12 protein-coding genes are annotated in these 13,435 nt (G+C 54.3%); 8 read left to right on the top strand and 4 right to left on the bottom strand.

The window, feature by feature from the left end; genetic code table 11:
- Positions 1-43: 43 nt before the first annotated feature.
- Both WBY09_RS01020 and WBY09_RS01015 read right to left on the bottom strand, forming a co-directional pair.
- Positions 44-1,072 (bottom strand): substrate-binding domain-containing protein, encoded by a 1,029-nt coding sequence (locus WBY09_RS01020; protein WP_286791346.1) that lies wholly within the window; start codon positions 1,070-1,072, stop codon positions 44-46.
- Positions 1,073-1,177: 105 nt separating this feature from the next.
- Entirely contained in the window at positions 1,178-1,996 is an 819-nt protein-coding gene (locus tag WBY09_RS01015) for a tetratricopeptide repeat protein (RefSeq protein ID WP_286791345.1), read from the bottom strand.
- A 268-nt stretch (positions 1,997-2,264) separates the two neighbouring features.
- Here WBY09_RS01015 and WBY09_RS01010 point away from each other — a divergent pair, with 268 nt between their 5' ends.
- Together WBY09_RS01010 and WBY09_RS01005 are read left to right on the top strand one after the other, a co-directional pair.
- Positions 2,265-3,170, top strand: a complete 906-nt coding sequence (locus WBY09_RS01010; protein ID WP_064780317.1) for an SDR family oxidoreductase — start codon at positions 2,265-2,267, stop codon at positions 3,168-3,170.
- Between the two features lie 223 nt (positions 3,171-3,393).
- The gene (locus WBY09_RS01005; protein WP_064780318.1) at positions 3,394-4,401 is read left to right on the top strand and encodes a complex I NDUFA9 subunit family protein; all 1,008 of its coding nucleotides are present in this window, start codon (positions 3,394-3,396) and stop codon (positions 4,399-4,401) included.
- 95 nt (positions 4,402-4,496) lie between these two features.
- On the opposite strand, the gene WBY09_RS01000 is transcribed toward WBY09_RS01005, so the two are convergent.
- Together WBY09_RS01000 and WBY09_RS00995 are read right to left on the bottom strand one after the other, a co-directional pair.
- Positions 4,497-5,282 carry a cobalt-precorrin-6A reductase gene (locus tag WBY09_RS01000; protein WP_286791344.1) on the bottom strand — a complete coding sequence of 262 codons (786 nt, stop codon included), beginning with the start codon at positions 5,280-5,282 and terminating at the stop codon, positions 4,497-4,499.
- Between the two features lie 83 nt (positions 5,283-5,365).
- On the bottom strand, positions 5,366-6,484 hold the full coding sequence (locus tag WBY09_RS00995; protein ID WP_286791343.1) for a cobalt-precorrin-5B (C(1))-methyltransferase: 1,119 nt from the start codon (positions 6,482-6,484) through the stop codon (positions 5,366-5,368).
- A gap of 226 nt (positions 6,485-6,710) precedes the next feature.
- Here WBY09_RS00995 and cobA point away from each other — a divergent pair, with 226 nt between their 5' ends.
- The 6 genes from cobA (at position 6,711) to WBY09_RS00965 (ending at position 12,793) form a co-directional block, all read left to right on the top strand.
- Positions 6,711-7,574, top strand: coding sequence for a uroporphyrinogen-III C-methyltransferase (gene cobA / locus WBY09_RS00990; protein ID WP_008888930.1), 864 nt, complete (start codon positions 6,711-6,713; stop codon positions 7,572-7,574).
- Positions 7,575-7,677: 103 nt separating this feature from the next.
- Positions 7,678-8,454, top strand: a complete 777-nt coding sequence (locus WBY09_RS00985) for a sulfite exporter TauE/SafE family protein (RefSeq protein ID WP_064788029.1) — start codon at positions 7,678-7,680, stop codon at positions 8,452-8,454.
- A 181-nt stretch (positions 8,455-8,635) separates the two neighbouring features.
- The gene (locus tag WBY09_RS00980) at positions 8,636-9,250 is read left to right on the top strand and encodes an SCO family protein (protein WP_008888932.1); all 615 of its coding nucleotides are present in this window, start codon (positions 8,636-8,638) and stop codon (positions 9,248-9,250) included.
- Positions 9,251-9,311: 61 nt separating this feature from the next.
- Positions 9,312-10,655 (top strand): cobyrinate a,c-diamide synthase, encoded by a 1,344-nt coding sequence (locus tag WBY09_RS00975; protein ID WP_336231818.1) that lies wholly within the window; start codon positions 9,312-9,314, stop codon positions 10,653-10,655.
- A gap of 88 nt (positions 10,656-10,743) precedes the next feature.
- Positions 10,744-11,208 carry a YcgN family cysteine cluster protein gene (locus WBY09_RS00970; RefSeq protein WP_008888934.1) on the top strand — a complete coding sequence of 155 codons (465 nt, stop codon included), beginning with the start codon at positions 10,744-10,746 and terminating at the stop codon, positions 11,206-11,208.
- Positions 11,209-11,317: 109 nt separating this feature from the next.
- Entirely contained in the window at positions 11,318-12,793 is a 1,476-nt protein-coding gene (locus WBY09_RS00965) for a methyl-accepting chemotaxis protein (protein WP_336231817.1), read from the top strand.
- Positions 12,794-13,435 lie beyond the last annotated feature (642 nt).

Here is a 13,435-nt window from a genome sequence, read left to right as displayed (position 1 = left end):
CCGGCCGCTCAATTGCGTCTAGTGGTGTTGATCCGTCAGCTGTTCAGTTACCGGCGAATTTCGCGGCACTGGTCATGGTTTCAGCGCGTTCCTCATTGGTCAGCGGCACCAGACCGTTATCAGCCAGAAGACCTTCTTCGCCAATCACCGCTTCCGAAACATAGGTCGAGATAAAGTCACCCAGGCTCTGGACCAGCTGTTGATGGTCATCCTTGACGTACAGATAAAGCGCACGCGATGCCGGATAGCTGCCATCAAGGATGGTTTCATAATCCGGCTCAATGCCGTTGATTGGAACACCTTGAAGACGTTCGCGGTTGCGCTCCAGATTGTTAAAGCCCATCACGCCATAAGACGTCGGGTCTTTTTCAAGCTTGCTGATCACCAGACGATCATTTTCTCCGGCTTCAATATAGACCCCGTCTTCACGAAGGGTCCGGCACAACAGGCGGAAGCTGTCAGGATCGGTTGCCTCGAGGCTTGCGATGTCAGAAAACGTCGCACAACCCTGATCAAGCAACAGCTGCCCCATCAGATCGCGCGTACCCGAAGTCGGCGGCGGGCCATAAACGCGGATTTTAAGGTCCGGCAGGCTGGGATCGATATCGGACCATTTTTCATGCGGGTTTGGCACACTGGCACCATTGACGGGAACGGTCCGCGCCAGGGCGAGATAAAGCTGACGGGCGGTAAGTTCCATACCCGGTGCTTCGCGGGAACCCAGCATGACAATGCCATCATAGCCGATCTTGATTTCGCTGATGTCGCGCACAGAATTTGCCGCGCAAATTGCGGTTTCCGACCCGGTGATCGGGCGCGATGCATCAACGATATCCGGGAACTCTGCACCAATGCCGCCACAAAACAACTTGAAGCCGCCGCCTGAACCGGTGCTTTCAACCACCGGGGCGGGTGCGCCGGTGGTTTTGGCGAAATGTTCGGCGACCTTGGTGGTCAGCGGAAAGATCGTCGAAGATCCGACAATCCTGATCTGATCGCGGGCCATTGCGGCATGTGATGTCAGAAGTGCCATCGATGCGGCAAGGGTAGCCAAGGCAAACGTGCGACGCATTTCGTCCCCCAAAACGTATCCGGTGATGGTCCGGCAAATGGTTCTACCGGTCATATACAAGGAAATCGGTCACCGTGAACCTGTTTTCTAAACTGACGGTCCCCGTCAGTTCGATCCGGTGCGAACATCCATCTTCTCTATATTCGCTTTTGCCGCGTCAGCAACAGGGGTTCCATTTGAAAGTTCTATGACAGTTAACCAGTCCTGCCGTGCAAGATCGTTATCACCGGCAATCTGATGGAGCTTGCCGCGTTCGAAAAGTGCCTGAACATTCTGGGGTTCCCGGTTCAAAACTTGTTCGATATCAGTCATTGCCAAATCGTAACTTTCAAGTAGTCGCCAGGCCGATGCCCGGTAAATCAGCGCCTCGGTATGATCGGGTTGAAGATCAAGTGCGGCATTGAGGTCGTCAATCGCCTCCCAATACTGCCCGGCAAGGCCAAGCGCCATGGCACGATCGACCCAAAGCTGCGGGTTGTTGGGCACCAGTTCAAGCGCGCGGCTTTGATCACGCCAGGCGAATTCAAGGTTATCGGCCATCATCCAGGCTTGGCCTGCCTGGGCCAGCATTCCGGCAACGACACCCGGTCCGGCCGTGCTGTCCTTGGCAAGTGCGTCAAGACGGGTGGCGGCTTCTTCATATTTGCCAAGCGATATCAGTGCGACGGCAACACAGTGGCGGGCTGGCTCCCCACCGCCCAGATCGCGCCAGGCAATCGCGCTTTCAAATCCGTCTTCGGGTTTGAGTTGGGCCAGCTTGATGCAGTCACGATATTGCTGGCTTTCTTCCTGTGTCATGCCACCGTTGCTTTCGGTCTGGGCCTTGGCGGAAGGCAATCCTGCGCCATAGATGCCGACAAACCCCGCCAGACACAGCAAGCCTGTGGCGCGCGCTAGGAACGAGGTCGCGAAAAGTCGTGACATGAAAAAGCTCCGTCTTTGGCAAAGTTTCTGGCAGTCACCATAGAAGATCACATGATCAATCCACCATGGCTGAATGCGCATATCTGAAAACGCATATTCGTGAAGTCTCACACCATGAAAACGGCAACAAGATGATTGTTGTTCCCGAAAGCCACAGTTTGCGGGAACAAATCATGGTCCAAAAGGTTTTGCCAAAAGACTTTGTTTGTGTGTGGCAAGGCCGTTACTGTGCCCTTCACACGAATTTGCCGTCACAAAAGGTGCCTTGATGACCAATAAGCTGTTCTGTTTCGGATTGGGATTTTCCGCCCACCTTGTTGCCCGCGAGCTTAAGGCAGAAGGTTGGAAAATTGCCGGAACCACGCGAAGCGCGGACAAGGCCGAACAGCTGAAATCTGAAGGCATCGAACCCTTCATTTTTTCCGATGGTCAACCGATTGCCGATATCGCCAGCGCGCTTGAAGGCGTGACGCATGTCCTTTCATCTGCCCCGCCCGGCGGGATGGGCGATCCGGTGATCCATCATCATGGCAGTGATCTTGCGGCACTGCCCGCGGGCACATGGATTGGCTATTTGTCGACCACCGGGGTTTACGGTGATCGGGATGGTGCCGAAGTCACCGAGGATGATGATCTTTTGCCAAGTGGCAAGCGCGGGCGCAGACGCGTGGCGGCTGAAAAGGCATGGTTTGATCTTGGCCGTCGTCATGATTTGTGTGTGCAAAGCTTCCGACTGGCGGGCATTTATGGCCCCGGTCGCAATGCGCTTGAAACCGTCCGGTCAGGTCGTGCACGCCGGATCGTCAAACCCGGTCAGGTCTTTTCGCGCATCCATGTTGATGACATCGCCCAGACGGTTCTGGCATCCATCAAACAGCCCAATTGCGGGGCGGCCTATAATGTCTGTGATGATGATGCGGCCCCGCCGCAGGATGTGATTGCCCATGCCTGCGGTTTGCTGGGTATCGATCCACCACCCGAACAGGATTTTGCTACTGCAAAGCTAAGCCCGATGGCTGCCAGTTTCTATGAAGACAATAAACGCGTTTCAAATGCGCGGATCAAACAGGAATTGGGTGTTAAGCTGCGCTATCCGGATTATCGGGCCGGTTTGCTGGCCCTGCATGATGAAATACTGGCCAAATTGCAGGGCAGAGACGAAAACGTTTCATAAAACCGCATTGTTGACCACAATAGCGGGTCGTATATAACCCAAGAGCCTGCGGAAAATCATATTGTCGTCTGTTTGGACACCGTATGTTCAGGCACCATATGATTTTCCACAGGATCAGTTTCGGACCGGATCGTCTTGGCGTTCCGGACCCCAAGGCCACCGAGCACGGGCATCTGATGCGGGCATCGTCCGCATAGTCCCGACCGGCAAGGAGAGAGCAAGCATGGATCGTCGTATCGTAACCGTTTTTGGCGGCACCGGATTTGTCGGACGTCATATCGTCAAGCGTCTGCTGGAGCGTGATTTTATCGTTCGCGTCCCGACCAGAAGCTTTGAACGCGTCAAAAAACTCAAACCGATGGGCAATCTGGGGCAGGTCGTGCCGGTCCATTGCGATGTGCGCGACGAAGACAGCATCAAGGGCGCGCTCGAGGGTTCCGAAGCGGTGATCAACCTGCTTGGCATTCTCTATGAACGCGGCAGCAAGAATTTTCTCAATATCCACGTCAAGGCCGCCAAACGCATTGCCGAGGAAGCCAAGGCAGCCGGTGTAAAGACGCTTTTGCATATGTCGGCACTGGGTGTGGATAAAAACACCTCTGCCAACTATGCGACGTCAAAGCTGGCCGGTGAAAAGGCCGTGCGCGAAGTGTTCCCGGATGCGGTGATCTTCCGCCCGTCGGTGATTTTTGGCCCGAATGATAACTTCCTGAACAAGTTTGCCACCATGGCGCGTTTCTCGCCGATGCTGCCGGTTGTTGGCGCACCGGGCCTTCCGAAAGTTGATCTGGGTGAAGGCAAGGTAGATCTGCACGGCGAAGGCGGTCCGAAATTCCAGCCGGTCTATGTTGGCGATGTTGCCGATGCCTTTGTCACCGCACTCACCGAAGGTAAATCGGCTGGCAAAACCTATGAACTTGGTGGGCCGGAAACCTATTCCTTCATGGCGCTTTTGCAGGACATGCTGCGCATTACCCGTCAGCGCGCCATTCTGATGCCGGTTCCGTTCTGGCTGGCGTCGATCAAGGCATTCTTCCTGCAGTTCTTGCCGGTCCCGCCGCTGACCCCGGATCAGGTGCGTTTGCTCAAGACCGATAACGTCGTTTCCGAAGGTGCGGACGGTTTTGCCGAACTTGGCATTACGCCCAACAGCCTCGAAGCAATTGCGCCGTCATACCTCAAACGGTTCTGCCCGCCGCGTAAATCCGGTGAGTTCCGCCGTTTCGTCTAAGGCGCACGGCTGATCAGACGATCAAAAAGAAAACCCCGCCAAACTTTTGGCGGGGTTTTTTCTTGTCTCGAAGGTGCCAAGAACACGAGCCGCGATCAGATCTTCTTGAGGGTCTCACGAACGGTATCGATGATTTCAGAACGCGACGGAGCCTGAATGACCGGCTCCCCACCGGGGCGTTCAATCATGATCACCGGAATGCCAAGGTTCCGTGCGGCTTCGATCTTGGCAAAGGTCGCATCACCGCCACTATTTTTGCTGACGATCACATCAATTTCGTTGCGTTCAAGAAGCTCGGTCTCGCTTTCAACACTGAACGGGCCGCGCGCAAACAGCCATTCGCCAAATTCCAGATCAAACGGATCACGCGGGGCATCAACAGTGCGTACAAGCAACCATGTTTTTTCAAGCCCTTCAAAGGCATGCAGGTTCTTGGCACCGCTTGCGATCAGCGCGCGATTGCCAACGTCAGGCAGGATTTTGGCCGCTTCTTCAATCGATTTTACCATGATCCAGTTGTCATCTTCGGTCTGTTCCCAGGCCGGACGGTGATACTGAATGCAAGGCATCGCAACCGCATGGCTGGCCTTGGCGATATTGTGTGAAATCTCGGTGGCATAGGGGTGGGTCGCGTCAATCACCAGATCAATCTGTTCGTTTTTGAGATGGGTGATGATGCCTTCTGGCCCGCCAAAACCGCCTATGCGAACAGGGACGCCATCAGGAAGGCTGGGCGCGCTGGTGCGCCCGGCGAGCGAGAGTTGCAAACGAACATCCCGGCCAAACTCATGCATCAGGTCCTCTGCAATGCGATTTGCGTCTCCGGTCCCGCCAAAAATAAGAATGCGTTTTGGACGTTCGGCGGGGCGGGAGAGGGACATGGGCAAAGAACCTTGTTGTTGCTTTATGACCTTGGATGGCCTGTTTGTTGCGCAGACACAGGAACAGATTAACGAACTGCTGCTTACGATGCCACCGGTCGGAATTGATCAAATTCGCCAATCCCGTGGCGGGCAATGATGGTGCCGTTGCGGTCGGTAATAACGACTTCAACGGCCGATGCGCCGTCCAATGTGGCGCGTGCGGATTCGCAGGCCTGACGGGCAATAGCATCTTCAATCTTAACGTCCGCCGCCTGACAAAGTTCCAGAACCTGTTTGGCGGTATTGGCCGTGCGGCACTGGTCTTGCAGCGTTTCATCGCCGCCACACGCTGCAATCGTTGCTGCCAGTCGATCAAAATCGACCTGTGATCGGCTTGAATGCAAATCGAGATGCCCCTGGGCAAGTTTGACCAGTTTGGCAAAGCCACCGGCGATGCTGACAAAGGCAATCGGGTTTTTGCGAAGATATTTCAGCATCCCGCCAACAAAGTCGCCCATATCAAGAATGGCTTCTTCCGGCAGGCCATAGAATGCACGAATGGCCGCCTCGGACGTTTTGCCGGTTGCGCTGGCAACATGTTCGCGCCCGGTCGCACGGGCGACGTCAATCCCGCGATGGATCGAATGGATCCACGCCGAACAGCTAAACGGGATGACAATCCCCGTGGTGCCCAGAACCGACAAACCGCCGACAATGCCCAATCGCCCATTCCACGTTTTGGTGGCAATTTCAGCACCCCCGGGAATGGAAATCTCGATCTCGACATCGGGGCTTGCGCCATACTGGTCACAAAGTGCTTCGATCTGTCCGACCATCATTTCGCGCGGTTTGGGATTGATCGCGGGTTCACCCGGCGGCAATGGCAGGCCCGGCTTTGTAATCGTACCAACCCCGTCGCCAGCTTGGAATGTGATGCCGCATCCGGGTTTGCCGACACGCACCGTCGATATGATTTCCACCCCGTGGGTGACGTCGGGATCATCGCCGGCATCCTTGATCACGCTGGCGCGCGCCCAGCCATTGCCCTTTTCCGCCTTGATCAACTGAAAGGACGGCGTTTCTCCGCCAGGCAGTGTAATAGTGACCGGATCGGGAAAGTCGCCGGACAGCAATGCCTGCCACGCGGCACGGGTTGCGGCGGTGGCACAGGCCCCCGTCGTCCATCCCTTGCGCAGTGGTCCTTCCGGTTTTCTTGCCATCAGTCGGTTTTTTTCCTGTTAATCCTGTCGGTGTTTTCGCTATTGAGGGCGGGGATGAGATCCGATTGGGAAATTCAATTAAACATCAATATTTATGTGATTTAAAAAGTTATACGAAAAAATATCGGAAATATGTTGTGCGTATCGTTTGATTGCTGTTTAACATATCCTCTTGATGCGGTCCTGCACAGATGGCTGCATTTCATTTAAGTAGAAGTATCGCGCGATGACGAACCTTGGTGTTGATTTTCCGGTTTTTGAACCGGGTTGGGTATGGCTTGTTGGGGCGGGACCTGGTGATCCCGGTCTTCTGACGCTTCATGCCGTCAACGCCATGCAACAGGCCGATGTTGTTGTCTTTGATGCACTGGTCGATGAACGGATTTTGAACCTTTTGCGTCCCGATGCCAAACGCATCTATGCGGGCAAGCGCGGTGGCCGTCCATCTTCGAAACAAACCGATATTTCCCTGCAGCTGGTTGAACTGGCCAAACAGGGCCTGCGTGTTTTGCGTCTCAAGGGCGGCGATCCGTTCGTGTTTGGACGCGGCGGCGAAGAAGGCATGACCCTTGTTGATCACAATGTGCCATTCCGGGTGGTGCCGGGCATTACCGCCGGGATCGCCGGTGCGGCCTATGCCGGTATTCCGACTACGCACCGCGACTGCAATTCGTCGGTCACCTTTGTCACCGGCCACGGATCCAGTGGTGAAGTGCCAGACAACATCAACTGGGCGGCCCTCGCCAAGGGTGCACCGGTTCTTGTCATGTATATGGCCATGAAACATCTGCGCCGGATTTCGTCGGAACTGATGGCAAATGGCCGGGCCGCGGATGAACCGCTTGCCGTGATCAGTCAGGCGACCACACCGGGACAGGGCATTTTGATCACCACCCTTGAAAAGGCGGCTGATGATGTCGAACGCGAAGGTGTTGAGCCGCCTGCGGTATGTATTCTGGGCAAGGTTGTCGGTCTGCGGGATCGCCTGAACTGGCTGTCGCCGCAGGACGATGTGACCGCGGTGCGCCATGTGCCGTTCGAACAGGTGCTTGATCTGATCACCGCACCGGCAGATCCCCTCAAAAACTGAACGTCGGTCCCGCCCGAAAAGGCGGCAACAGATTGATATATATCGTTGCCGGTGGTACGCGCGACTGTACAATCGCGCGCAAAGGTTTTGACCTGGATGGATCATGGACGAACAGCAGGTATTGATACGCATCCTTGAAAGCGGTTGGGCGCAATGTGCCGATATCGTACGCACGGATGGCGGGGTGCTTCTGACTGCGTTGGTGGCGGGACTGGTGGGCAGTGCGACCCACTGTGTCGGCATGTGCGGCCCGTTCGTGATCAGTCAGGTCACCAGCCGGATGGAACAGCTCCCGGTCGAGAAAATGAGCGAGTTTCGCCGTCTGACCGGTGCCGCACTCCTGCCCTATCAGTTCGGGCGTTTGTCGACCTACTGCTTGCTGGGCGTGCTGGCCGGCTATTTCACCGACAGCATCAGTGCCCTGACCAGAGTTTGGTGGATCGGGCCGGTGTTGCTGATTGCGGCCGGTGTGTTTTTCCTTCTTTTCGGTATTTTGGGCCTGATGCCTCATCTTGGCGGGTTGCTGCCATCGACCGGCGAATCACGCTGGTGGAACAAGCTGGTTGGCAATCATGCGCGTGGGCTTTTCCAGGCCCCCTATGGCTGGCGGGGATATTTGCTGGGCGTGATGCTGGGCTTTATTCCCTGTGGTCTGGTTTATGGCGCGCTTGTGATGGCGGCCGCCACCGGTGCGGCGCTTAATGGCGGTGCGGTGATGCTGGTATTTGGCCTTGGCACGGTGCCGATGTTGTTTGTCACAGGCTTTGTCGGCCAATATGCCGCACAGCGGTTCCGGGCCCTGATGGTGCCGGTCGGGCGCGGGCTTATGATCATTAACGGGATAATCCTGTTCGCACTGGCAGCGACCACGATTGCATAAGCGATACCGGCGCTTCGAACTGTTTGCAGAAGGTCGGCATTTAAATGGGATTGTGACTGAGTGTGAGCTTTCCCACAGGTGCTGATCTTGCAAGTATCGCCGGGATATTTATAGTGCCGGGTCAGGTTGTGACGCACAAGGATCGGTTGTCCGTAACCGGCAAAGACATAAGGATGGACGCGTGAGCAAAAAGACGCTTCTGGCAATTCTGGGTATTGCGCTGGTTCTCGGGATCGGTTTGACCTATCGCCTGATGATGATGGGGACTGAAACAAATTCGTCCGGTACGGCATCGATTGGCGGTCCCTTCACACTTGTCAACCAGGATGGCGAAACTGTCACTCAGGATGACTTCAAGGGCAAATATATGCTGACCTATTTCGGCTATACCTTCTGCCCGGATGTTTGCCCGACCGAATTGCAGGTCATGGGAACAGCACTTGATATGATGCCCCAGGACATCGCAGATGAAATCACACCCGTCTTTTTCACCGTCGACCCCGAACGCGACACGGTCGAAGCGGTTGCTGAATATGTTCCCTATTTCCATGATCGGATGGTTGGGTTGACCGGCACCGTCGAACAGACAACGGCGGCCGCCAAGGCGTTTCGTGTTTACTACGCGAAGGCGATCCCGGAAGGTGAGCCTGAGGATACCGATACCTATCTGATGGACCATTCGTCCTTCGTGTATCTGATGGATCGCGAAGGCAAATTCGTCCGCCACTTCAATTACGGCACCAGCCCGGAAGACATGGCAAAGGGCGTGACCGAGGCGGTCAAAAACAACGGCTGATTATTCCGTCGCGTAATGCCATGATCATGGCAAATAAATTCGGCTCGGAGAACAGCCTAACATGCCTGACACCATTCCGGGAGTCGTGATTGCGGCACCTGCGTCAAACAGTGGCAAGACCGTCATTACGCTCGCCCTCTTGCGTGCACTGACGCGCAAAGGTCATGTTGTTGCCGCGGCCAAAGCCGGGCCGGATTATATCGATCCCGCCTTTCAGGCCGCTGCCTGTCGCGACACCTGTATCAATCTTGATCCATGGGCGATGACGCCAGACCAGATCAAGGGTCTGGCCCGCGATCACACGCACGGCAAAGCCTTTTTGATGTGCGAAGGCGTCATGGGCTTGTTCGATGGTGCCGCCAACGGCGATGGATCGACCGCCGATCTTGCCGCCCTTGCCGGGTGGCCGATTGTTCTTGTGGTCGATGTGAAAGGCCAGTCGGCCTCTGCGGCGGCGGTGATTTCCGGCTTTGCCAAATTTCGCGATGACATCAATGTTGCGGGTGTGATCCTTAACCGGGTGGGCAGCGACCGCCACAAGCAAATGATTGTCGATGCCTGCACCAAACATCTGCCGGATCTGCCGGTTCTTGGCGCTGTCCGGCGCAGCGAAGACCTGATCCTGCCGGAACGTCATCTCGGTCTGGTGCAGGCAGGCGAACATGCCGAGCTTGAGACGTTTCTTGATCGTGCCGCCGATATCATCAGTGAAGATGTCGATCTGGATGCCTTGATCGCACTGGTGAGTCAAAACGCCGGAAAGGCCAAGAAATCCAAAAAATCTGCAAGTTCAACGCCGACCGCACCCGCAATTGCCCCGCTTGGCCGTCATGTTGCGGTGGCGCGTGATGCGGCCTTTGCGTTTAGCTACCCCCATCTTCTGGATGGCTGGCGCGCGGCGGGGACGAAAATTTCCTTTTTCTCGCCACTGGCGAATGATGCCCCGAACCCGGATTGTGATGCCATCTATCTGCCCGGGGGCTATCCGGAACTTCATGCCAAAACCCTCGCCGCGGCCAAGGTTTTCAGGGCCGGCATGCACGATGCTGCCCAACGAAACATCTTGATTTACGGCGAATGCGGCGGGTACATGACCCTTGGCAACGGCCTTGTTGATGCCAGTGGCACGCGCCACGAAATGCTTGGTCTGTTGCCGCTTGAAACCAGCTTTGCCAACCGCAGGCTGCATCTTGGCTATCGCGAGGCACAGTTGGGCATTCCGACCCCGTTTGGTCCGGCAGGCATGAAGCTGCGTGGTCATGAATTTCACTACGCGACTACATTGTCCGAAGACGGCATGCCGTTATGCCGGATGAAAACGGCGACGGGCCTGGATCTGGGCCCTGCCGGCCTGGTGGATGGAAGTGTTTTTGGGTCCTTCTTCCACATGATCGCAGAGAGTTGATCAAACCGTTGTCAGACTTGAATGCGACGGGGATTACGTGCGGGTTAGACTATGTTATGTCTCAATGACGGCCCGACTGAGAGAGATCATGGATAAAAAAGACCGCGTCGCATTGCCACCTGAACCGTTCTGGGAAACCAAGACTCTTGCTGAAATGACGCAAGCGGAGTGGGAATCCCTTTGTGACGGCTGTGGAAAATGTTGCCTGCACAAGCTGCAGGACGAAGAAGACGATTTTGTCTATTACACCTCGGTTGCGTGTCGCCTGCTTGATTGTCATACCTGTCGCTGCAAGGATTATCCCAATCGGACCCAGCATGTTCCCGATTGTGTGCAGCTTTCCAAGGAAAATGTCGAAACCCTTTCCTGGATGCCATCCACCTGTGCCTATCGCCTGATGGCAGAGGGAAAACCACTACCCGACTGGCATCCGCTTAAGACAGGTGTCGCAGACTCGGCCATTATGGCAGGCATGTCCGTGCGTGGCATGGCAATCCCCGAAGACGAAGCCCATCCTGATCTGACACGCTACATCGTGAAGTGGCCTGCCTGATTCTGAACTGTGGATAATTACGCCACAGAGATCAGCAACCTTCCTTGTAATAAACATCCCGCTTTACCACCTGAATGAAATCATAGGTTGAAAGGTTCAGGGGGCAGTGATGTTTGGCAGCAATGGTGGTGATAAAGAAAAAGCCCAGATTTACGAGGCATTGAATCGGTCCATGGCTGTTATTGAGTTCAACATGGACGGGACCATCGTCAGGGCCAATGAGAACTTTCTAGAGACGATGGGATATGAGCTTGATGAAATTGTAGGCCAGCATCACCGTATGTTTATGCCGTCGGATTTTAACAAGGCGGAATATGAAGCGTTTTGGGAAGAGCTTCGTTCTGGCAAGTTCGTTTCTGGCGCAATGGCCAGAAGGAAAAAAAACGGCCAGATGATTTGGCTTGAAGCAAGCTACAACCCAATTCTCGATCGCAATGGCAAACCCAAAAAAGTCGTCAAACTCGCTTCTGACATCACAGAGCGTCGTGTCGAGCGCGCAATGTGGCAAAGTGTTTTTCGCGCCATCGAGAAATCACAGGCGACGATCGAGTTTGAGCTTGATGGCACCATTATTTCCGCAAACCAGATGTTTTTGGATGTGATGGGCTACACGCTTGACGAAATCAAAGGTAAGCATCACAGCATTTTTGTCGAACCTTCTTACCGGGACTCCAAAGAATACAAGGATTTTTGGAAAGCCCTGAATGCCGGTGAATTCAACTCTGGCGAGTTTAAACGCCTGGGCAAAGGCGGCAAGGAAGTATGGATCTCTGCTTCCTACAATCCTGTTCTTGATCCGGTGGGGCGTCCTTTCAAGGTCGTGAAGTTTGCAACCGACATTACCGCACAAACCAAGCTTTTGCTGGATCTGAAAAAGATCATCGATACGAACTTCAGCGAAATCGACGGCAACCTGGGTGAGCTCAACAGTTCCGCAGACCAGAGTGTTTCCATGTCTGAAGAAACATCAAACACGGTCCAGACAGTCTCTGCCAGTGCCGAACAGATGGCGGCTTCCATCGCTGAGATTTCACAAAGCATGAGCCAGTCGCGCTCAGAGACTGAACGGGCTTTTGCCGAAACGGTTACGGCCAATGATTCAACCCAGCGCATGGCGCAGGTTGTTGATGCCATGGGCAATATTGTTGAAGTCATCCGCAATATCGCTGGTCAGATCAATCTGCTGGCACTGAATGCAACAATCGAAAGTGCGCGCGCAGGTGATGCGGGCAAAGGTTTTGCCGTTGTTGCCAATGAGGTCAAAAACCTCGCCAATCAAGCAGCCAAGGCGACAGAGGATATATCCGAGGAGATTTCAGGTATTCAGGCCATTTCAGGCGAGGTTGTCGGTGCGCTTGAAACCATTCAAAGGGCGGTTCAAACGGTACGCGACGGCGTAACCAGTATTTCGTCCGCCGTCGAGGAGCAAAGTGCCGTCACCAACGGTGTGACCAATAATATGCGCATCATGGCGTCGTCTGTGGAAGGCTTGACCAGTAATCTGGAAACCATTCAGATTTCAACATCCCGCGTGGCAGATTCAGTCAGAAAGACCCGCGAAGCAGCATCTGTTCTTGCCAAATAACGAGATTAAAATTGGTTGAAAGCTTCCTGACCTGCCGTCGTGCACACGAAATGGGCGAATATGACCCTTCGTTGTAGCTATACCAAAGGGTTGGAACCCTGCGAGAGCAAAAATATTTTGGTGAAAGGGGTGTGACGTTCCGATGGTGCTCACGAAAATCGGTAAGCTCTAAAAATTGCAACAGTGCATTGTATTGCAAGTTTAATTTTAAAATCGTTCCCGCGATTCTACTAAAATTTATGATCCAAAGTTGTTTTACTCAGGACAAATAAACAATTTGTCTTGCCCCAGCCAAAAGTATATGGTTGAGTATGAATGATCATATGTTCAAAGTGGGATCAATTATTCAGAGGCAGAGATATTTCAAACTTCGCCCGGTATGGCTGAGAGCCTGGCGTACCCGTTGCACAGTTTGAAAAACTGCAAGAAATTCCGAACATCTGACTCATCAAACGCAAGCCGTTTGAAAACCGGGAATGATCTGTGTTGAAGATCTCACCGTATCCTCTCGCATGAGAAGTGAACGCTCTTAGGACTAGGCTATATCATGCATGCGTATGAGAGACTGGTTCACGCGTTCATACTTACGACCAAACGGTCAATAACCCCGCGAGGCTGACGGGAATTAACGGGATAAACCCG

Source organism: Thalassospira sp. CH_XMU1458 (assembly GCF_037027205.1).
Taxonomy (GTDB): Bacteria; Pseudomonadota; Alphaproteobacteria; order Rhodospirillales; family Thalassospiraceae; genus Thalassospira; species Thalassospira tepidiphila.
Note: the sequence above shows the minus strand (reverse complement) of the source record. Positions and strands in the feature narration are given on the sequence as shown.